Source organism: Yinghuangia sp. ASG 101 (genome assembly GCF_021165735.1).
GTDB lineage: Bacteria > Actinomycetota > Actinomycetes > Streptomycetales > Streptomycetaceae > Yinghuangia.
Window position 1 is genome coordinate 501,668 of the sequence record NZ_CP088911.1, and the last position, 24,185, is coordinate 525,852.

Consider the following 24,185-nt stretch of genomic DNA (forward strand, 5'->3'; position numbering starts at 1 on the left):
CGGGTGGTCGGGCGGGGCGTCGGATCGGGTCATCACGGCGGATCGTCGGGGTCGGATGCTCGGGGCGGATTGCCGGCATCGGGTCGTCGGGGCGGTCGTCGGACCCGACCGGCGGAGCCGGACGGTCGGGCCGGGGCGCGGCTCAGTCCGTGGACCCCGGGTCCGCCGTTTCGCGGCGGCCGAGTTCGCGGTCGATGAAGTCCAGGAGGTCGGTGGTGGACGCGGCCTGGATGCGGTCGCTCACCGCGGCCGGGGACGCCGGATCGCCGGTGTTCTCGGGGGCCGCGTGCCAGGCCGTGTCGAGTCGGCGCAGGCGCGTGCCGACGTGCTGTCGCGTCGCGGTGTCGGTTTCGGGGTTCTTCGCGTGGGCCGCGAGGGCGGCTTCGAGCCGGTCGAGTTCGGCCAGGAGCCCGGCGGCGCCCGGTGTCGCACGTGCCGCGGCCGACTCGGCCGCGGCGGGCGCCGGTTCGATCCGGTCGAGCATGTGTTCGGCGAGGGCGAGCGGGGTCGGGTGGTCGAAGACGAGGGTGGTCGCCAGGCGCAGGCCGGTCTCGGCGCCGAGGCGGTTGCGCAGGTCGACGGACATGAGCGAGTCGAACCCGCTGTCCTTGAAGGCGCGTTCGTCGTCGACCGCGTCCGGTCCGGGGTATCCGAGGACGATCGCGACCTGGGCGCGGACGACGTCGAGGAGCACGCCGAGGCGTTCCCCGGCGGTTGTTGCGCCGATACGCCGGGCCAACGCACGGGCCCGGTCGGCGCCTTCGGCCGTGCCGCGTCCGGCGGCGGTGCCGCGTCGCGGCGAGCCGACGAGAGTCCGGAGGATCGGGGCGGTGTCGGCGCGGGCGCGGAGCGCGGCGAGGTCCAGGCGGGCGGGGACCAGGTGGGGGCGGTCGGGCACGGCGAGGGCGGTGTCGAGAAGCGCGAGTCCCTGTTCACCGCTGAGGGCCGCGATGCCCGCGCGGTGGATGCGGGCGAGGTCGGCGCGGTCCAAGTGGCCGGTCATGCCGCCGGTTTGGGCCCAGCGTCCCCACGCGAGTGAGGTCGCCGGGAGGCCGAGTGCGCGGCGGTGCTGGGCGAGCGCGTCGAGATAGGCGTTCGCCGCCGCGTAGTTGCCCTGGCCGGGGTTGCCGAGGGTGCCCGCGGCGGACGAGAAGAGCACGAACAGCCCGAGTTCCTGATCCCGTGTCAGCGTGTGGAGATGGTGGGCCGCGTCCGCCTTCGGGAGGAGGGCCGCGTCGAGCCGGTCCGGGGTGAGCGAGGCGACGACGCCGTCGTCCAGGACACCGGCGGTGTGCACGACTCCGGTCAGCGGGTGCGCGTCCGGGATCGCGGCCAGGGCGGCGGCCAGGTCGTCCCGCCGCGAGACGTCGCACGCGGCGTGGGTGACGGTGGTGCCCAACGCCGCGAGTTCGGCGTCGAGTTCGTCCGTTCCGGGCGCGTCCGCGCCGCGGCGGCTGAGCAGCAGCAGGTGCCGGACGCCGTAGGCGGCGGCCAGGTGGCGGGATACGAGGCGGGCGAGGCTCCCGGAGCCTCCGGTGACCACGACGGTTCCGTCCGGGGCGAGCGCGGGCGGTGTCGCGTCGCCTGTGGCGGTGTCGCGCGCGATCCGGGCCAGGCGGGGCACGAGTGGCGCGCCCCCGCGCACCGCGACCTGGGGTTCACCGCAGTTCAGGGCGGTTGCCAGGTCGGCGGACGGGTCGGCCTCGGAGCGCGGATCGAGGTCGACGAGTACGACGCGTCCGGGGTTCTCGGCGTAGGCCGATCGCACGAGGCCCCACAGGGCGGCGCCCACGGGGTCGGGGACGGTGTCCCCGCCGCCGGTGCCGACCGCGCCGCGCGTGACGATGGCGAGGCGCGACGCGGCGAAGCGCTCGTCGGCCGCCCACTCCTGAAGGAGCGTCAGCAGGTCGTGAGGTCGGTTGCGCAGCCCGTCCGCGGGCGAACCGCCGCCCGGGAACTGCCAGGAGACGACGGTCGCGGGCGGCGCGCCGTCGACCGCGGCGGCCATGACGTCGCGGTCGGGGAAGGACGGCAGATGCGGGAGACCGACACCGCGAGGACCGGCGCCGAGCGCGACGATCGACCCGGGAGGCACGGACACGGCGGCGTCGGCCGTGCCGCCCGCCGGGACCCAGTCCACGGCGTACAGGTCGCGGTGGTGTCCTCCTCGGCGCCCGGCCGAGGCCAGTTGGTCCGCCGTCACCGGTCGCAGGGTCAGGGCCGCGACGGAGAGCACGGGCGCCCCCGACGGGTCGGCCGCGTCGACGCGCACCGCGTCGGCCCCGACCGGGCGGAGCCGCACGCGCAGCGCGGTGGCTCCCGAGGCGTGCAGGACGGCGTCGGACCAAGCGAAGGGGAGGCGGATGTCGGCCGCCGCGCGGGCGTCCGCGGACGGGTCCGGGTCGGTGGTCGCGGCGCTGCCGGGGGTGCCGTTCGCGGTGCCGGTGTGTGCGCCGCCGGCGCCCTGCCGTGTGGTCTGTCCGACCGTGTGGCGCCCGGCCGCCGTGCCGTTCGCCGCGACCGCCGTGCGGTCGGGGGGACCGTTTGGGGTGACGTCCCCGGCCACGCCGACCGCGATCGCCGACGCGTGCAACGCCGCGTCCAGCAACGCGGGATGGAGGCCGAATCCGGCGGCGTCGGCGACTGCGGCGTCCGGCAGCACCGCGTCCGCGTACAGGTCGTCGCCCGCCCGCCATACCGCGCGCAGGCCCTGGAAGAGCGGCCCGTAGCCGTAGCCGGCGGCGGCCAACCCGCCGTACCAGTCGGCGGTTCGGCTGTCACCGACGGGGACCGCGCCCGGCGGCGGCCACGCACCCGAGGCCCACGCGGCGTCGGCCGCACCGGAGTTGTCGTCGTGCGCGTCCGAGGTGAGGACGCCCGAGGCGTGCCGCTGCCAGGGCTCGGCGGCGAACCGCCCCGGTGCGGCCTCGGGTTCGGGGCGCGTGTGGATGTCGATGGTTCGGCGCCCGGTGTCGTCGGGGGCTCCGACGACCACGTGCAGTTGCACGCCGTCGGATCCGTCGGGGACCGCCAACGGGGCTTCCAGCGCCAAGTCTTCGACGCGTTCGCAGCCCACCCGGTCGCCGGCGGCCACGGCGATCTCCAGGAACGCGGTGCCGGGCAGCAGGACGGTGCCGCCCACGGCGTGGTCCGCGAGCCAGGGGTGGGTGCGGACGGACAGCCGTCCGGTGAGGACGGTGGTGGCGCCGTCGGTGAGTTCGACGGCCGCGCCGAGCAGCGGGTGCCCGGCGGCGCCGAGGCCCAGCCCCGAGGCGTCGCCCGGGCCCGTGGGCCGCCGTTCGAGCCAATGCCGCGTGCCCTGGAAGGCGTACGTCGGGAGCCGCACGGGGTCGCCGAGGGGTGTGCCCGCGGGAAGTGTGGCCGCCCAGTCGATGTCGGTGCCGCGCACCCACAACTCGGCCGCCGAGGCCAGGAACCGCGCACGGCCGCCCTCGTCGCGGCGCAGCGTCCCGGCGATGACGGTCCGCCGCGTGTCCGACGCGGCGGCGTCGCAGGTCTCCTGGAGTCCGACGGTCAGCACCGGGTGCGGGCTCGCCTCGACGAAGGTCGCGAAGCCGTCGGTGAGCAGGCGCCGGGTGGCGTCCTCGAAGCGCACGGTCCGGCGCAGGTTCGCGTACCAGTAGGCGGCGTCGAGGGTCGCGGTGTCCAGCGGCTCGCCGGTCACCGTCGAATAGAACGCGACCGGCGCGGACTTCGGCCGGACGGGTGCCAGGGCGTCGAGCAACTCCTCCTGGATCCGCTCGACTTGGACGGAGTGCGACGCGTAGTCGACCGGGATGCGGCGCGCCCGGACGCCGTCCGCCTCGCACGCGGCCGTCAGCGCGTCCAGGGCCTCGGGTTCTCCCGAGACCACCGTGGACGCGGGGCCGTTGACGGCGGCGACGGAGATGCGGTCGCCCCAGGGCTCGATACGCCGCGCCACGTCCGCGAAGGGGCGCAGCACCGAGACCATGCCGCCCGCGCCGGCGAGCGCGCGGAGGGCCCGGCTGCGCAGTGCCACGACGCGGGCGCCGTCGTCGAGGCTCAGCGCGCCGGCGACGCAGGCGGCGGCGATCTCCCCCTGCGAGTGGCCGACGACGGCGTCCGGTGTGACGCCGTACGCCGTCCACTGCGCGGCGAGCGACACCATCACGGCCCACAGGACCGGTTGGACGACGTCCACGCGGTCGAGCGGCGGGGCACCGGGCCGTCCGCGCAGCACGTCGGACAGCGACCAGTCGGCGAACGCGGCGAGGGCCCGTTCGCATGCGCCCATGCGTGCGGCGAATACCGGTGCGGTGTCGAGGAGTTCGACCGCCATTCCGGGCCATTGCGAGCCCTGGCCGGGGAAGACGAACGCGACACGGCCGGGCGGCCGGGTGCGTCCGGTCACCACGGCGGGGGACGCGGGCCCGTCGCTCCGGCCGCGCTGTGCCGACGCCTGCCCGTCCCGCGCGCCGAGGGGTGTGCCAGCGAGGGTGGCCGTGGCGTCGGCGAGGTCCGACAGCGCGGCGCCGACGACGACCGCACGGTCCTCCAGGGCGGCCCGCGTGGTGGCCAGCGCGTGGGCGACCGCGCCGGGGGCGGGGGCTCCGGAGGTCTCGGGTTCTTCGGCGTCCGGAGCGGGACGCGCTGCCGTCACCGAGGCGTGCAGACGCGACGCCTGAGCACGCAACGCCGCTTCGCCCCGCGCGGAAATCGGCCACGCGACGGCCGGGGGACGGACGGATTCGGTGGCGGGGGCCGCGGTGGACGCGGACGTGTCGGGGGCGGGCGACGGAGTCGGGGCCGCCGGGGGCTCGGCCGTTGCGGGCGTCGCCGCGCGTGGTGTTGCCGGGTGCGGCGCGCCCGATGCGGCCTCGGCCGCCACCGGAGTGCCCGCGCCGGGAGCCGCCGAGGCGGGCTCGTCCGCGACGCCCCCGCCCGACGCGGACACCGCCGACGCATCGCTCCCCACGTCCACCACGCCCGCACCTGGTGTCCCCGAGCCGGGCTCGACCGCAACTCCCGTTCCCGCGGCGAGAGTTGCCGTGGCCGACGCCGCCGCTTCGTTCGGAGCCGGTGCTTCCGTCCGCTCCCCCGGCGCGTCCGCTCGGGGGGCCTGTTCGATGATCACGTGAGCGTTCGTCCCGCTGATTCCGAACGACGACACCGCGGCGCGGCGCGGCTCGCCCGTCTGCGGCCATGCCCGGTGTTCCGTGAGCAGCGCGACCGTGCCGTCCGACCAGTCGACGTGCGGCGACGGCTCGTCCACGTGCAGTGTCCGCGGGAGCACTCCGTGGCGGATCGCCTGCACGGTCTTGATGACGCCCGCGACGCCGGCGGCGGCCTGGGCGTGGCCGATGTTGGATTTCAGGGAGCCGAGCCACAACGGCTCGGCGTCGTCGCGCCGCTCGCGGCCGTAGGTCGCGAACAGCGCCTGCGCCTCGATGGGGTCGCCGAGGGTCGTCCCGGTCCCGTGCGCCTCCACGGCGTCGACCTGGGCGGCGGAGAGACCCGCGTTCGCCAGGGCCTGGCGGATGACGCGTTGTTGGGACGGCCCGTTGGGCGCGGTCAGGCCGTTCGAGGCGCCGTCCTGGTTGACCGCGCTGCCCCGTACGACGGCGAGCACCCGGTGCCCGTGGCGCCGCGCGTCGGACAGGCGTTCGACGACCAGCAGCCCGACGCCCTCGCCCCACCCCGTGCCGTCCGCACCGGCCGCGAACGCCTTGCACCGGCCGTCCGGCGACAGCCCGCGCTGGCGGCTGAACTCGATGAACGTGGCGGGGGTCGCCATGACCGCGACGCCGCCCACGAGCGCCATCGCGCATTCGCCGGAACGCAGCGCCTGCGCGGCGAAGTGCAGGGCGACCAGCGACGACGAGCACGCGGTGTCGATGGTCACCGCCGGGCCTTCGAGCCCGAAGGTGTAGGCGAGGCGCCCGGACGCCACGCTGGTCGTCGTCCCGGTCAGCAGATGGCCCTCGAAGCCGTCCGGGGTCTCGCCGACGCGCGGCGCGTAGTCCTGGGCGGACGCTCCGACGAACACCCCGGTCGACGAACCGCGCAGCGCCGTCGGGTCGATGCCGGCGTTCTCGAACGCCTCCCACGCCGTCTCCAGGAGCAGCCGCTGCTGCGGGTCGGTCGCCGCCGCCTCGCGCGGGGCGATACCGAAGAATTCGGCGTCGAAGAGGTCCGCGTCGTGGAGGAAGCCGCCGGACCGCGCGTAGGTGGTGCCGGTGTGCTCGGGGTCCGGGTCGTAGAGCGCGTCGAGGTCCCAGCCCCGGTTCCGCGGCAGCCCGCCGATCGCGTCGCCGCCGCGTCGTACGAGGTCCCACAGCTCGTCCGGCGATGCCACGCCGCCGGGCAGACGGCAGGCCATTCCCACGACGACCACCGGGTCGGCGTCGACGGCGTCCGATGCCGCGTCCGGTGCCGCGTCCGGTGCGCGGCCCGGCGAGGTCCGCGCGGCGCCGGGTCCGTCGTCGGGCGGCGCGCCGACCAGTTCGCCACTGAGGAATGCGGCGAGTTCGGCCGGTGTCGGGTAGTCGAAGACCACCGTCGCGGGCAGCGCCACCCCGGTCTCGGCCTGGAGCATGTTGCGCAGCTCGACCGCGGTGAGGGAGTCGAAGCCCGCTTCGGTGAACGCCCGGCTCGCGTCGACCGCCGCCGCCGACGCGTGGCCGAGCACCGCCGCGACGCGGTCGCACACCAACTCCACGACGATACGCCGCTGTTCGGCCCCGGCCACCCCGGCAAGACGCGCGGCGAGACCGCCCTCCGACGGGGCCGACGCTCCGGCCGCGGTACGGCGAGCGCTGCCGCCCCGGACCAACCGCGCGAGCAGGGGCGGCGGTTGGCGCAGCGACGACACCTCCAGGCTCGCCGGGACGAGCACCGGGTACGCGGAGGTCAGCGCGGCGTCGAACAGGGCGAGGCCGTGCGGGACCTCCAACGGACGCATTCCCGCACGGGCCAGTCGGGCGGTCTCCGCGTCGTCCAGGGTCGCGGCCATACCCGAGACATCCGGCGACCACAGGCCCCACGCCAGCGAGGTCGCGGGCAGGCCCCGGCCGGTGCGCAGCGCGGCCAAGGCGTCGAGAAAGGCGTTCGCGGCGGCGTAGTTGCCCTGCCCGGCGGCGCCGACCGTCCCGGCGACGGACGAGAACAGCACGAAGAACGCCAGGTCCTGATCCCGCGTCAGTTCGTGGAGATGCCAGGCCGCGTCGACCTTGGGCCGGAACACCCGGGCCAGGCGCCCCGCGTCCAGCGATGCCACGACCCCGTCGTCCAACACACCCGCGGCGTGCACGACACCGCGCAGCGGGAAGTCGTCGGGGATCGCGTCCAACAGCCGGGCCAGCGACGCACGGTCGCCGACATCGCACGCGGCGAAGTCCGCCGCGACCCCCGACGCCGCCACGTCGGCGGCCAACTCCGCGGCGCCCGGGGCGGATTCGCCGCGGCGGCTCACGAGCAGCAGGCGGGCCGGGCGGAGGGTCGCGGCGATGTGGCGGGCGATCAACCCGCCGAGTGCCCCCGACGCGCCCGTCACCAGGACGGTTCCCGACAGGCCCGGGGCCGGCGTCGCCCGTCCCGTGGGGGCGTCGGTGTCGCCGAGGGCGGTGGGGACGGTCAGCGCGACCTTGCCGATGTGCCGGGCCTGGCCGAGGAATCGAAACGCCTCGGGCGCCCGGCGGATGTCCCACGCGGTGATCGGCGGCGGGCGCAGCGCTCCGTCGGCGAAGAGCGCGAGGACGTCCGCGAGCATCGCGCGGATCCGGTCCGGCCCGGCGTCGGTGAGGTCGAACGCGCGGTAGTCCACGCCGGGGTGCGCCTCGGCGACGGTTCGGGGGTCGCGGACGTCGGCCTTGCCCATCTCCAGGAACCGGCCACCGCGCGGCAGGAGATCGAGCGACGCGTCCACGAACTCGCGGACCAGCGAGTCGAGGACGACGTCGACCCCGTCGCCGTCGGTGGCGTCCGCGAACGCCGTCGCGAAGTCGAGGGTGCGCGAGGACGCGATGTGCCGGTCGTCCAGCCCCAGTTCGCGCAGCACGGGCCACTTGCCGGGACTCGCGGTGCCGAACACCTCGGCGCCGAGATGATGCGCGAGTCGGACGGCGGCCATGCCCACACCCCCGGCCGCGGAGTGGACGAGCAGTTTGTCGCCGGGGCGCAGCCCGGCGAGGTCCACCAACGCGTAGTAGGCGGTGAGGTAGACGATCGGGACGACGGCCGCGTCCGTGAACGACCAGCCGGAGGGGATACGCGCGACCAAGCGGTGATCGGTGATCGCCCACGGGCCCGCCCCGCCGTCGACCATGCCGAACACCCGGTCCCCGACGGCGAGTCCGGTCACGCCGGGACCGACCTCGGTGACGATCCCCGCCGCCTCGCTGCCGATTCGGGCGTCACCCGGGTAGACGCGCAGCGCGATCAGCACATCGCGGAAGTTGAGGCCCACGGCGCGGACGGCGACGCGCACCTGCCCGGTTCCGAGCGGCCGGGTCGCCTGGTCGTCCGGAACCGGGGTGAGCGCGTCGATGGTGCCGTCGTCGCCGGGGACGCCGAGCACCCACGCGGCGGTGTCGCGCGGGGGGCTCAGCGGTTCGGCGTCGCCGGGTTCCGTGGTGTGCGCGGGGACCAGGCGCGGGACGAAGAGCACGCCGCCGCGCAGCGCGAACTGCGTTTCGCCGCGGCCCACCAGGGCGTCGATCGCGGCGGTGGGGAGCGGTGATCCGGCATCGGTGCCGGTGTCCGCGCCCGTGTCGTCCGTGCCGTCCGTGTCGTCCGTGCCGTCCGTGTCCAGCAGGACAAATCGCCCGGGGTTCTCGGTCTGCGCGCTGCGGACGAGCCCCCATACGGCGGCTGCGGCCGGGTTCACCGCGCGCCGGCCCGGGATCGGCACCACGGCGTCGCACGTGGCGATCACCAGCGTCGACGCCGCCAGCCCCGGATCCGCGAGCCACTGCCGAAGCACGTCCAGGACCCGGGAAGCCGTGGCGTGCGTGGCCTCGGGCACCGACGGGACGGACGCCACGGTCCCAGACGGGATCGACGGGACCACGACCGCGTCACCGGAATCGCCCTCCGGCGGCGTGGCCGCGGCGTCGTCCCCGATCCTGAGCAGGACGGTCCCGGGCACCGCGGCGCCCTGCCGCACCGCCTCCGACAGCGCCGCGACGTCGCGGAAGCGGCGGCCGTCGTCCGATGTCCCGGTGTCGGCGCCGCCGATGCGGACGAGCCCCGGCCACGCGTCGCCAGCCTCGGTCTCCGGGGCCGGCGTCCAGACGGTCCGGTACGTCGAGCGACGGGTCTCCCCGCCCCGGGCGACGACGAGTTGTTCGCGCGAGATCCTGCGCAGGACGAGGGATTCGACCGTCACCACCGGTTGGCCGGCCGGGTCGACCGCGACGATGCCGACGGTGTCTTGGGCGCGCGACGCGATCCGCACCCGCAGCACCGAGGCCCCGGCCGCGTGCAGCGTCACGCCGGACCACGCGAAGGGCAGCCGCGACGGTCCGGAACCCGCGTCGTCCTCGTCGCCCAGAAAGCCGCCCAGGCCGAGGGCGTGCAGGGCCGCGTCGAGCAGAGCGGGGTGGATGCCGAAGCGTCCCGCGTCCGCGACGGCGTCCTCGGGCAGACGCACGTCGGCGTACACGGTGCCGGGGTCGGCGGCGTCCCGCCAGGCCGCGGAGAGCCCTTGGAACGTGGGGCCATAGCCGAAGTCGACGGCGGCGAGGGAAGCGTACAGCCCGTCGACGGGAACCGGTTCGGCACCGTCGGGAGGCCACGCACCGACGAGGGCGTGCGGGGCCGCGGTCCCCGAGGACGACGCGTCATCGGATTGCGGTGACGGGCTCTCCGCGTCGGGGACGAGCCATCCCCCGGCGTGCCGCGTCCACGCCCCGGGTTCGGCACCCCCATCCCCTGACTGAGCGGACTCCGTCCGCGCGTGCACGGCGACCGGGCGGGCGCCCGTGCCGTCGGGAGCGCCCACGGTCACCTGCAGCACGACCGCCTCGTCCGGCGCCAGGACGAGCGGCGCCTCCACGGTCAGGTCGCGCAGTCGCGGGCAGCCCAGGATGTCCCCGGCCCGCACGGCGAGTTCGACGAACGCCGTGCCCGGCAGAAGCACCGATCCGAGGACGGCGTGGTCGGCCAGCCAGGGGTGGGTGGCGAGGGACAGGCGCCCCGTGAACACCGTCCCGTCCGAGTCCGCCAGCCCGACGACCGCACTCAGGAAGGGGTGGTCCGCCGCGCCCAGCCCGGCCGTCGTCACGTCGGGGGCCTGCGGGGGCGCGGCCATCCAGTAGGTGCGGCGCTGGAAGGGGTACGTCGGCAACTCCACGCGTCGGGTGGGGCCTTCGGGCAGCACGCGCGGCCAGGCGACGTCGGTGCCGCGCACCCACAGCGACGCGAGGGCCGCCACGAGGACATCCTCCTCCGGCCGGTCGCGGCGTTGTGCGGCGGCGGCGATCTCGTGGTCGGGGGCACCGTCGGCGAGCAGACCGGACAGGGCGGCGTCCGGGCCGACTTCGAGGAAGCGGGTCACACCGGATTCGCGCGCGGTCCGCACCCCGTCGGCGAACCGCACGGCCTCGCGGACGTGCCGGACCCAGTAGTCCGGCGTCCGGATCTCCTCCCCCGCACGTTCCCCGGTCAGATTCGAGACCAACGGAATCCTCGGCTCGGCGTATGCCACCGATGCCAGCACGGCCCGGAACTCCTCCAGCATCGGGTCCATGTGGGACGAGTGGAACGCGTGCGACACCCGCAGCCGCGACACCCGCACACCCCGGCCACGCCACAACTCCTCCAGACCGTCGATCGCATCGCCGTCGCCCGACAGCACCACCGACGCGGGACCGTTCACCGCCGCCACCGACACACCCGCGGGCAAAGCACCCACCTCCGCCTCCGGGACCGCGACCGCGAGCATCGCCCCACCGGGAACCGCGCGTTCACGCATGAGCCGACCACGCGCGACGACCACCCGCGCGGCGTCGTCCAGGGACCACAGCCCCGCGACATGCGCCGCGGCCAGTTCCCCGATCGAATGCCCCACCAGCACATCCGGCCGCACACCCCAGTCCTCCAACAACCGGAACAACGCCACCTCGACCGCGAACAACGCCGGCTGCGCCCACCACGTCTCATGAACCAGACCGCTGTCCCACACCTCCGCCAACGGCCGATCGAGATGAGCATCGAGCGCGGCCGTCACCTCCGCCAACGCCTCAGCGAACACCGGGAAACACGCCGCCAGTTCGCGACCCATCGCCGTCCGCTGACTCCCCTGCCCCGAGAACAGGAACCCCAGCCGGCCCGGAACCGCCTCGCCTTCGACCGCGAATCCGTCCCAGACGACCGCGCGCCGGTCGAAGACGTGCCGGGATGTCACCAACTCCCGTGCCACGGCGAGCCGGTCGACCTCACGAAGGCCCGCCAGCCGGGCCACGTACTCGCGCACGGCGTCGGCCGTCCGGGCCGACACCACCCACGGCACGACGGCGCGTTCCGGCGCCGGGGCCTCCGTCGCGGGGTTCGAGGCGTCGTCCTCGGACACGGTCGGGGCGTGTTCGAGGACGACGTGGGCGTTGGTCCCGCTGACCCCGAACGACGACACCGCCGCTCGGCGCGGCTCGGAACTCCCCGGCCAGGCACGGGATTCCGTCAGCAGCGCGACACCGCCGGCGGACCAGTCGACGTGCGGTGACGGCTCGTCCGCGTGCAGTGTCGGCGGCAACGTCCCGTGCCGCATCGCCATGACCATCTTGATCACACCCGCCACGCCCGCGGCGGCCTGCGTGTGACCGATGTTCGATTTCACCGAGCCGAGCCACAGCGGCTCGCCGCCCGCACGGCGTTCGGTCCCGTAGGTCGCCAGCAAGGCCTGCGCCTCGATCGGGTCGCCCAACGTCGTCCCGGTGCCGTGCGCCTCGACGGCGTCGACCTGCGACGCCGACAGCCGCGCGTCGGCCAACGCCTGGGTGATGACCCGCTGTTGGGACGGCCCGTTGGGTGCGGTCAGACCGTTCGAGGCGCCGTCCTGGTTGACCGCGCTGCCCCGCACGACGGCGAGCACCCGGTGCCCGAGACGCCGCGCGTCGGACAGGCGCTCGACCAGCAGCAGCCCGGCGCCCTCACCCCATCCGGTGCCGTCCGCGGACGCCGCGAACGCCTTGCACCGGCCGTCGGGCGCCAGCCCGCGCTGACGGCTGAACTCGGTGAAGATGCCGGGGGCCGTGATGACGGTGACCCCGCCCGCGAGCGCCATCGAGCACTCGCCCGCACGCAGCGCCCGGACCGCGAGGTGCAGGGCGACGAGCGAGGACGAGCACGCGGTGTCGATGGTCACCGCCGGGCCTTCGAGCCCAAGGGTGTACGCGATGCGGCCGGACGCCACGCTCGTGGTGGTGCCGGTGAGCAGGTAGCCCTCGAAGCCCTCGGCGACCTCGCGCGGTCGCAGGGCGTAGTCCTGGGCGATGACGCCGACGAACACCCCCGTCGCGGTGCCGCGCGCGGTCGCGGGGTCGATTCCGGCGCGTTCGAACGCCTCCCACGCGGTCTCCAGCAACAGGCGTTGCTGCGGGTCGGTGGCGGTCGCCTCGCGCGGGCTGATCCCGAAGAAGTCGGCGTCGAACTCGCCCGCGTCGTAGAGGAATCCGCCGGACCGCGTGTACGTCGTCCCGGGCCGCTCGGGGTCGGGGTCGTACAGCGCGTCGAGGTCCCATCCGCGATTGGCGGGGAACCCGCCGATGGCGTCCCCTCCGTCGGCGACCAGGCGCCACAGGTCCTCGGGCGACGTGACGCCGCCGGGGAACCGGCAGCCCATCCCGACGATCGCGATGGGCTCCTCGTCGCGAGCCTCGGCCTCGCGCAGTCGGCGGCGCGCCTGCCGGAGGTCGGTGGTGGCGCGCCGCAGGTAGTCGCGGAGCTTGTCCTCCTGGGCGCCGATGTTCGGGCCGGCGCCCGTGTCGGTCGCGGTCGTTCCCGCGTTGCTGTCGGCGGCGGCACCGCCGGATCCCTGCGCGTTCACCGTGGCGCTCCCGTTCGGTTCGTCGGGACTGGCTGCTGGTCGGTCGTGGTGGGTGCTCCGCGGGAGCCGGGACACGGCGGCGCCTCCTCTCGCGGCGGACGCGTGGGTAGGCCTCGGGCAACGGGCGTCAGGCGATGCCGAGTTCGTCGTCGAGGGCGTGGAAGAGTTCTTCGTCGGACGCGGACAGGAGGTCGGCGTCGGCGGTCCCGTGCGCGCTGTCGCCGACGCCGCTCCCGGTCTCGGCGCCCGGTGGGCCCGCCGGTGATCCGTAAGCGTCGTTCCAGCGCCACAGCAGCGCGCGGAGGCGGGCGCCGACCTTCGGGTGCGCGAGGGCGCCGTCTTCGGACGGCATCAAGGCCAACAGGCTTTCAAGGCGGTCGATTTCGGCGAGGACGGGCGGTGTGTCGGCCGTCCGGTCCCGGAACAGGGTGGCGTCCAGGTACACCGCGAGCGCACGCGGCGACGGGTGGTCGAACACGAGTGTGGCCGGGAGCCGCAGCCCGGTCGCGGTGGTGAGCCGGTTGCGCAGCTCGACGGCGCTCAGGGAGGTGAAGCCGCCGTCCTTGAAGGGGCGTTCCGCGCCGATGCGGCTCACGTCCGGCTGGCCGAGGACCGCGGCGGCCTCGCCGGTGACGAAGTCGACCAGCGCGGCGAGCCGTTCGCCGTCGGGCAGCCCGCCGAACCGGTCCGTGAGCGACGAGTGTTCGGCACCGTTGCCGCCGGGGCCGGCGTGTGCCGCGCGGCGTGCGGGGGTTCGGACGAGGCCTCGGAAGAGCGGCGGAACCGGCCCGGCAGCCGCGTGGGTGCGGACGGCGGCGAGGTCGACGCGGGCGGGAACGAGCGCGGCGGGGAGGGCGCGGTCGGAGACGGCCGCGTCGAACAGCCGCAGCCCGTCCGGGGTTTCGAGGGGGACGACCCCGGCGCGGGCGAGCCGTGCGGTCTCCGCCGCGGCCAGGCCGCCGCCCATGCCCTCGGTCGCGCCGGACGACGCCTCCGAGGCCCACAGCCCCCATGCGAGGGACGTCGCGGGAAGTCCCAGGTTGCGGCGGTAGGCGGCCAGGCCGTCCAGGAACGCGTTGGCCGCCGCGTAGTTGCCTTGTCCCGCGTTGCCCAGGACACCGGCGGCCGACGAGAACAGTACGAAGAACGCCAGGTCCTGATCCCGCGTCAATTCGTGGAGATGCCAAGCCGCGTCGACCTTGGGCCGGAACACCCGGGCCAGGCGCCCCGCGTCCAGCGACCCCACGACTCCGTCGTCCAGCACGCCCGCGGCGTGCACCACGCCGCACAACGGGTACTCCGCCGGGATCCGCGCCAACACCCGTGCCAGGGCGTCGCGGTCACCCGCGTCGCACGCCGCGAACGCGACGGTCGTGCCGAGTTCGGCCAGCTCGGCAGTCAGTTCGGCGGCACCGGGCGCCGCGTCGCCGCGACGGCTCACCAACAGCAAGCGCCCGACGCCGTACGCCGCCGCGAGGTGGCGTGCCAGCGCCCCGCCCAGGGCACCGGTGGCGCCGGTGAGCACCACCGTGCCGTGGTCCGGGAGTTGGTGACGGGACAGGGTGACCCCGGACGCCGTCGCGCGGGTCAGCCGCGGAACCGTCGGCTGCCCGTCGCGGAGCGCGACCTGTGCTTCCCCCGAGGCGAGCACCGGGCCCAGCGCCGCGAACGACGCGGGGCTGTCGTCGACGTCGACGAGGACGATACGGTCCGGATGCTCGGATTGGGCGGAGCGTACGAGCCCCCACACGGAGGCCGCCGCCACGTCGGTGACCGCGTCCCCGTCCGCGACCGCGACAGCACCGCGCGTGAGCACCACGAGCCGGGTCGCGTCGAAGCGGGCGTCGGCGGCGGTCCAGGCCTGCACGGCGGTGAGGACGGCGGACGAACGGGCCTGTGCGGCACGGGCCGTGTCCGTGTCGGCGGGCTCCGCCGCGGTGGCGTCGAGCACCACGTGGGAGGGCGGCGGCGCGTCGTCGGGTGCCGCGAGAAAGGCGTCCAGATCGGCCGCACCGACCACCGGCATGCCGACCGCCGCCACGGCGGCGTGCACGGGCCCGCCGGTCAACACGGCCATGTCGCGGCGGAGTTCGGTGGCGACGGTCCCGTTCGCCTCCGGTGCGGGCACGGATCGCGGGACCCACGCGACCGTGAAGAGCGCGTCGCGCACGACTCCGCGGTCACGGACCGCGAGTTCGTCGTGGGCGAGAGTGCGGGTCGTCAGCGCGTCGACCGACGCCACAGGGGCGCCTTTGCCGTCGGCGAGCAGGACCGACACCGTGTCCATATCCGTTCGGGTCATGCGCACCCGGAGTTCGGCCGGGCCGGCGGTATACAGGCGCAGTCCGCGCCACGTGGCGGCCACGCGGGCGGCGGCCCCGGCCGTGGGGTTCGCCGTGTGTTCCTCCAGCAAGGCCAACGCGCCTTGCAGCAACGCCGGATGGATGACGTGGTGGTCGAACGACCGTCCGCCGTCCGGCTCCTCGCCGCCGTCCGTGTCGGGCAACGCGACGTCCGCGTACACCTCGTCGTCCCCCACACGCCACGCGGCACGCACGCCGCTCCACAAGGGGCCGGGATCGTGGCCGCGTTCGGCCAGGCGTGCGAAAACGGTGTCGGGATCGACCGGCACGCCACCGACCGGCGGCCACGCCGTGAGGTCGTCGGCCGGAACGGTGTCGGGGGCCGGGCTCACCAGCGCCGTGGCGTGCCGCACCCACGGCGCCGGGTCGTCCGCGTCGTCCGCCGCGACGTCGGGGGCGGCATGGACGGCGACCGCGCGGCGGCCCCGGTCGTCGGCGGCGCCGACCGTGACCTGCACGCGCACATCGCCCTCGGCGAGCACCACCGGTTTCTCGACGGTCAGTTCGTGCACGTACGTCGCACCGCCGCGCTCCCCGGCGTGCAGCACCAGATCGACGAGCGCGCCTTCCGCCAGCACGGCACTGCCCAGGACGGCGTGATCGGCGAGCCACGCGTGGGTGGTCGTCGGCGCGATCCTGCCGGTGAGCACCGTGCTGTCGGTGTCGGCGAGGGTGAGCCGGGCGGACAGCAGCGGGTGGCTGTCCGCGCCGAGCCCCGCGGCGGCGATGTCGGCGGCGGGGGCCGGGGCGTCGAGCCAATAGCGACGGTGCCGGAAGGGGTACGTCGGCAGGTCCACGTGCCGCGGTGGGCGCGCGTCCGGTCGGACGGCCTCCCACGCGACCTCGGTCCCGGTGGCCCACAGCGCGGCGACGGCCGCCAGAAGCGCGTCCTCTTCGCCCCTGTCGCGCCGCAGCACGGCCACGACGGGCTCGCCGTCGGGGGCGTCGTCGGCGACGAGCCCCGCGAGAGCGGCATCGGGTCCGAGTTCGACGAACCGCGTCGCGCCCGCCGCCCGGGCGGTCGCGACCCCGTCGGCGAAGCGCACGGCCTCGCGGACGTGGCGGACCCAATAGTCCGGCGTACGGATCTCGTCTCCCGCGAGCAGCCCGGTCAGGTTCGAGACGAGCGGCACGGCAGGCTCGGCGTACGCCACCGACTCCAGGACCGTGCGGAACTCCTCCAGCATCGGCGCCATCAGCGCGGAGTGGAACGCGTGGCTCACCGTCAGCCGTCGCGTGCGGTGCCCCCGGGCGGCGACCTCGTCCGCGACGGCGGCCACCGCGTCCTCGGCTCCGGACACCACCACGGCACGCGGGCCGTTGACCGCGGCGATGTCGACACCGTCCGACAGCAGCGGACGGACGTCGGCCTCGGACGCCTCCAGCGCGACCATCGCCCCGCCCGGCGGCAGCGCCTGCATGAGACGTCCTCGGGTGGCCACCACGCGCGCGGCGTCCTCCAGCGACCACAGTCCGGCGACGTACGCGGCGGACAACTCGCCGATCGAATGCCCGACGAGGACATCCGGCCGCACACCCAGGTGCTCCAGGAGACGGAACAGCGCCACTTCGACGGCGAACAACGCGGGCTGCGCGAACCGGGTTTCGTACAGCAGCTCGGTGTCCCACACGTCGCCCAGGGGCAGGTCGAGATGCGGGGCGAGCGCCGCGGTCACCTCGGCCAGCGCGTCCGCGAACACCGGGAAACAGGCCGCGAGTTCGCGGCCCATGCCGAGCCGCTGGCTGCCCTGGCCGGTGAACAGGAAGCCGAGGCCGCCCGGGACGCGGGCACCCGTCACGAACGCCGTGCCGGTGGACGGCGACGCCGCTCCCGACGCCGCGACCGCGGCCAACGCCGCCGCGATGTCCGCCGGTTCGCGGCCCCAGACCACGGCGCGCTCCGCGAACACGTGCCGGGTGCGGACCAGGGCCCGGGCGGTGTCGGCGACATCGGCGCCGGATTGCGCCAGTTCGCCCAGCCGGCCCGCCAACGCCCGCAAGGCATCGCCGGTTTGGGCCGAGAACGGCCAGGAGCGCAACGCGCCGTCGGACGGGTCCCCCGGCTTCGCCGCGTCCCCTTCGTCGGGTGCGGCCGGAGCGTGTTCGAGGATGACGTGGGCGTTTGTCCCGCTCACACCGAAGGACGACACCGCTGCGCGTCGGGGTCCGGAACTCTCGGGCCAGGGCCGGGCCTCGGTCAGCAGCTCCACCGCACCGGCCGACCAGTCCACGTGCGGCGACGGCTCATCCACGTGCAGCGTGCGCGGCAGCACACCGTGCCGCATCGCCATCACCATCTTGATCACACCGCCGACACCCGCAGCCGCCTGCGTGTGACCGATGTTCGACTTCAACGACCCCAACCACAACGGCTCACCCCCCGCCCGCCGCTCACGCCCATACGTCGCCAGCAACGCCTGCGCCTCGATCGGATCACCCAACCGCGTCCCGGTCCCGTGCCCCTCCACCACATCCACATCCGCCGCCGACAACCCCGCACCCGCCAACGCCCGACGAATCACCCGCTGCTGCGACGGACCATTCGGCGCCGTCAACCCATTCGACGCCCCATCCTGATTCACCGCACTCCCCCGCACCACCGCCAACACCCGGTGCCCGAGACGCCGCGCATCCGACAACCGCTCCACCAACACCAACCCGACACCCTCACCCCACCCCGTACCGTCCGCACCCGCCCCATACGCCTTGCACCGGCCATCCGGAGACAGACCCCGCTGACGACTGAACTCCACAAACGTCGCCGGCGTCGCCATCACCGTCACCCCACCCGCCAACGCCACATCACACTCACCCGACCGCAACGCCTGCCCCGCCAAATGCAACGCCACCAACGACGACGAACACGCCGTATCCACCGTCACCGCAGGCCCCTCCAAACCGAACGTGTACGCGATGCGGCCTGAAGCGACGCTGCCCGAACTCCCGCTGACCAAATAGCCCTCGATGTCCTCGGGCGCGGGATGGAAACGGGTGCCGTAGTCGTTGTACATCACGCCGGTGAAGACCCCCGCCGACGAACCCCGCAGGGTCGCCGGGTCGATGCCCGCGTTCTCGAACACCTCCCACGCCGTCTCCAACAGCAACCGCTGCTGCGGATCGGTGGCCAGAGCCTCGCGGGGTGCGATCCCGAAGAAGTCGGCATCGAAGTCGGCGGCCTCGTGGAGGAAGGCGCCCGCGCGCGTGTAGGTCGTCCCCCGGTGGTCGGGGTCCGGGTCGTAGAGCGTCGCCGGGTCCCAGCCGCGTTCGACGGCGAACTCGCCCACCGCGTCCCGGCCTTCCGCGACCAGGCGCCACAGGTCGTCCGGCGAGGCGACACCGCCGGGGTAGCGGCACGCCATCCCGATGATCGCGATGGGCTCGTCCTCCGCGGACGCCCGGCGTGCGGCGGGAGTTGGTGCGCGTACGTCGGCCCCTCCCGCGAATTCGCCGTTCAGGTGGGACGCGAGCGCGGCCGGGGACGGGTAGTCGAAGACCAGGGTGGCGGAGAGCACGAGACCGGTGGCGTCCTGGAGGCGGTTGCGCAGCTCGACCGCGGTGAGCGAATCGAATCCGGCCTCGCTGAAGGCCTGGTCGGGGTCCACGGCATCGATCGACGGGTGACCGAGGACCGCGGCGACGTGTTCCCGTACGACGCGCAGGAGTTCGCGCCCGCGCTCGGACGCGGCCAATCCCGCGAGCCGGAGCGCGGGTTCCCGCGACGGCGCGCGGCGGGACGTGCCCGGTGCCGACCGGCCACCCCGCCCCGACCGCGCGAGATTCCGGAAGAGGTGCGGAATGCGGGCACCTTCGTCGCGCAGCGCCGCGGCGTCGATCGCGGCGGCGACGACGACCGCGCGGTCCGTGGCGAGCCCCGCGTCGAACAGGTCGAGACCTTGGCGGGTGGTCAGCGCGACGACACCCGCTCGGGACAAGCGGGCCAGAGCGGCGCCGTCCAGCTGCTCCGCCATACCGTCCGACGCGCCGTCAGGCGTCCCCGAGGGGCTTTCCCACAGACCCCACGCGTACGAGGTCGCGGGCAGGCCGAGAGAACGGCGGTGTGCCGCCAAGGCATCGAGAAACGCGTTGGCCGCCGCGTAGTTGCCCTGTCCGGCGTTGCCCAGCACCCCGGCGGCCGACGAGAACAGCGCGAAGAACGCCAGGTCCTGATCCCGCGTCAATTCGTGCAGGTGCCAGGCCGCGTCGACCTTGGGCCGGAACACCCCGGCCAGGCGCCCGGCGTCCAGCGACGTCACCATGCCGTCGTCCAGGACCCCGGCCGCGTGGACGACACCGCGCAGCGGAAACGCGGGCGGCACCGCGTCGAGCACACGGGCGAGCGACGCCCGGTCGCCGACATCGCACGCCGCGAAGCTCACGGCGACCCCCGATGCCTCCAACTCGTCGGCCAACTCCACCGCACCCGGCGCCGATTCGCCGCGCCGACTCACCAACAGGAGTCGGCGTACGCCGTGTTCGGCGGCGAGATGGCGTGCGATCACCCCGCCCAGCGCCCCCGACGCGCCCGTCACCAAGACCGTTCCGTCGGGCGGGACGAGCGCCCGTTGCGCTGGGGCCGCCGTGCGCAGTGGATTGAGGCCGGGGCTCAGCAGTTCCCCGTCACGGAAGGCGAGTTGCGGCTCCCCTGTGGCCACCGCGCGGTCGAGCAGTCGTGTCGAGGGAGCATCGTCATCGTCCTCGTCGACATCCAGGAGAACGATCCTGTCGGGATGCTCTGTTTGCGCGGACCGGACCAGCCCCCAGACCGCGGCTCCGGCCGGATCCACTCCCGTGCCGGTGCCCGGGTGCGCAGCCGCCGTAGGCGCCGCGACCGCGTTGCGGGTCACGACGACCAGCCGCGTTCCGGAGTTGTCCGTCCGTGCGAGCCAATCCCGGACCAGCGTCAGGGCGTTGACCGCCGCCGCGTGTGCGGCGGCCGGCACGTCGTCGCCGGAGTCAGGGGACGCTCCGACGAACGACGCGACGACGTACTCCGGCGGGCGGGCCACGGACGAATCGAGCGGTGGCACCGGGGCCCAGTCCAGGGCGAACAGCATGTCCGGCCGCGTCCGCGTCGCCGCCGCGAGGTGGTCCGCCGACACCGGTCGCACGCTGAGGCGTTCGACGGACCCCACGAACGCGCCTGTGGTGTCGCGGAGTTCGAGTGAGACGCTGTCCTGTCCCCGATCCCGCGCGTGCACCCGGAGTTCGCGAAGCGCGCCGTCCCGTCGGCGCAGAGTCACACCGGACCACGCGAACGGCAGGCGCACCGGGTCGCGTCCCAGGAGGACGAGCACGCTGTGCAGGGCGGCGTCCAGCAGGGCGGGGTGGATGCCGAATCCGTCGGTGTCGGCGTCGGCGGGCAGCGCCACGTCCGCGTACACGTCGCCTGTTCCGGTCGACCACGCGGCACGCAGCCCTCGGAACACCGGTCCGTATTCGTAACCATCGGCCGCGAGTTCGTCGTAGAAGCCGGTCAACGCGACCGGCGACGCGGTGGCGGGGCCCGGGGGCCACTCCCCCGCCACAACGTCGGGCGCGGCGGTCTCGGGCGACACGACACCCGTGGCGTTGCGCACCCACTGCCCGGCGGCCCCGGAGTACACGGCGAACTTCCGTTGCCCGGTGGCCGCGTCGGGAGTGCCGAGCGTCACCTGAAGAGGGATCGCGGCGTCCGCTCCGGGAGCGGCGGGAGAAACGGGAGCAACGGGCGCCTCGACGGCCAGCTCGTCGAGGCGGTCGCAGCCGAGCGAGGCCGCCGCGTGCGCGACCAGGTCCACGAACACCGTCGCCGGGAGGACGGCGTGCCCGAGGATCCGGTGGTCACCGAGCCACGGATGCCGGTGCGGTGCGATGCTTCCGGTGAACACCGCACCGTCGCCCCGCGCGAGGTCCAGCACCGCTCCCAGGAACCGGTGGTCCGAGGCCGTGAGTCCGAGCCCGCCGGCATCCGTCGCGGGAGGAAGCGCGTCGATCCAGTAGCGCTCGTGTTGGAACGGGTAGGTGGGCAGGTCGACGCGGCGTCCCGTGGCGGGGACGATCGCGCGCCAGTCGACGTCACTGCCGTGGACCCACAACGTGGCCACCGCCGTGACAAGTACCTCGTCCTCGGGACGGCCCCGGCGCAGCGCGGCGACGGCGATCTCACCCTCCGGGGCACCGTCGGCGAGCAGACCGGACAGGGCGGCGTCCGGGCCGACTTCGAGGAAGCGCGCGGCGCCCAGGCCGCGGGCCGTCGCGACGCCGTCCGCGAACCGGACCGCCTCACGGACGTGACGGACCCAATAATCCGGCGTCCGCACCTCGTCCCCGGCCCGTTGCCCGGTCAGATTGGAGACCAACGGAATCCTCGGCTCGGCATACGCCACGGACTCCAGCACGGCCCGGAACTCGTCGAGCATCGGATCCATGTGGGACGAGTGGAACGCGTGCGACACCCGCAGCCGCGACACCCGCACGCCCCTGGCCCGCCACTCCCGCTCCAAAGCCGCCACGGCCTCACCGTCACCGGACAACACCACCGACGCCGGGCCGTTCACCGCCGCGACCGAGACACCCTCGGGCCGAACGCCCAACTCCACCTCGGGAACGGCGACCGCCAGCATCGCCCCACCGGACATCGCGCGTTCCCGCATCAACCGGCCTCGGGCCACCACCACCCGCGCGGCATCCTCCAGCGACCACAGCCCCGCCACATACGCCGCCGCCAACTCACCCACCGAATGCCCCACCAGCACATCCGGCCGCACACCCCACTGCTCCAACAACCGGAACAACGCCACCTCGACCGCGAACAACGCCGGCTGCGCGAACCACGTCTCATGAACCAGATCGGTGTCCCACACCTCCGCCAACGGCCGATCGAGATGAGCATCCAACGCGGCCGACACCTCGGCCAACGCCTCCCCGAACACCGGGAAACGCAAAGCCAGTTCACGACCCATCCCCAGCCGCTGGCTCCCCTGCCCCGAGAACAGGAACCCCAGCCCACCCGACGACACAGCCCCCGACACAAACCCCGGACCCGACCGGGCAGAGGACGACGACGAGGCCAACCCCTCCAACGCGTCAGCCACCCCGCGGCCGTCACGGGCCACCACCACCGCACGCTCACCGAACACGTGCCGGTCCGTCACCAACGCCCGTGCGATGTCCGTGTGACGCGTCCCTCCCGGGCCGCCGTGTCCCTCGGCGTCCGCACCCGCAAGTGCCGCCAACCGCGCGGCCGACTCGCGTACCGCCTCCGGCGTCCGCGCCGACACCACCCACGGCACGATCGCGTCGCCGCCGGCCTCCGAAGAGGTCGCCGATTCCTCGCGGTTGCCGTTCTCCGGCCCCGCATCGGCCCGGCTCCCGGCCTCGGCTGCCGGATCTCCGTCCGCGAACCGCACGGTGTCGGCCCCGTGTTCGCCGTCGGCCTGCTCAAGAATCACGTGCGCGTTCGTCCCGCTGATGCCGAACGACGAGACGGCCGCGCGGCGCGGCTCCGAACTCTCGGGCCACACACGGGACTCGGTCAGCAGCGCGACCGCTCCCGCCGACCAGTCCACATGCGGCGACGGCTCATCCACATGGAGCGTCCGCGGCAGCACGCCATGCCGCATCGCCATCACCATCTTGATCACACCGCCGACACCCGCAGCCGCCTGCGCATGACCGATGTTCGACTTCAACGACCCCAGGAACAACGGCTCGCCACCCGCCCGCCGCTCACGCCCATACGTCGCCAGCAACGCCTGCGCCTCGATCGGATCACCCAACCGCGTCCCGGTCCCGTGCCCCTCCACCACATCCACATCCGCCGCCGACAACCCCGCACTCGCCAACGCCCCGCGAATCACCCGCTGTTGCGACGGACCATTCGGCGCGGTGAGCTGGCTGCTGGTGCCGTCCTGGTTGACCGCGCTGCCACGCAACACGGCGAGTACGCGCCGGCCGTTGCGCCGGGCGTCCGACAGGCGCTCGACGACCAGCAGCCCGACACCCTCACCCCACCCCGTACCGTCCGCACCCGCCCCATACGCCTTGCACCGGCCATCCGGAGACAGACCCCGCTGACGACTGAACTCCACGAACGTCGTCGGCGTCGACATCACCGTCACACCACCGGCGATCGCCAACGAGCATTCGCCGGACTTCAGTGCCTGCGCGGCCTGGTGCAGGGCGACGAGCGAGGACGAGCACGCGGTGTCGACGGTCACCGCGGGGCCTTCGAGACCGAAGACGAACGAGAGACGCCCGGACGCGATGCTGCCCGCGCTGCCATTGGCGATGTAGCCCTCGAAGCCGTCGGGAATGCGGTGCAGCCGGGAGCCGTAGTCGTTGTACATCACGCCGGTGAAGACGCCGGTCGCGCTGCCGCGCAGCTCCTCCGGATCGATCCCCGCGTGCTCGAACGCCTCCCACGCCGTCTCCAACAGCAACCGCTGCTGCGGATCCGTCGCCGCCGCCTCGCGCGGCGAGATGCCGAAGAACGGTGCGTCGAAGAGTCCGGCGTCGTAGAGGAAGCCGCCTTCGCGCGCGTAGCTGGTTCCGGCGTTCTCGGGGTCGGGGTCGTACAGCCGTTCGGCGTCCCAGCCGCGGTCCTCGGGCCAGCCGCCGATGGCGTCGACGCCGTCCGCGACGACGCGCCACAGGTCGTCCGGCGACGCGATGCCGCCGGGGTAGCGGCACGCCATGCCGACGATCGCGAGGGGTTCGTGGCGTGCGGTCTCCAACTCCCGGAGGCGGCGGCGGGTCTGGTGCAGGTCGGTCGTGACGCGCTTGAGGTAGTCCCGGAGTTTGTCTTCGTTGGCCATGGT

Annotated in this window: 2 protein-coding genes; both read right to left on the reverse strand. The window is 74.4% G+C overall.

Annotated elements, in window-relative coordinates; all coding sequences use genetic code 11:
• Positions 1-142 precede the first annotated feature (142 nt).
• Positions 143-13,024, reverse strand: a complete 12,882-nt coding sequence (locus tag LO772_RS02005; RefSeq protein ID WP_231776564.1) for a type I polyketide synthase — start codon at positions 13,022-13,024, stop codon at positions 143-145.
• Between the two features lie 127 nt (positions 13,025-13,151).
• Positions 13,152-24,182, reverse strand: a complete 11,031-nt coding sequence (locus LO772_RS02010) for a type I polyketide synthase (protein ID WP_231776565.1) — start codon at positions 24,180-24,182, stop codon at positions 13,152-13,154.
• Between the last annotated feature and the right edge of the window lie 3 nt (positions 24,183-24,185).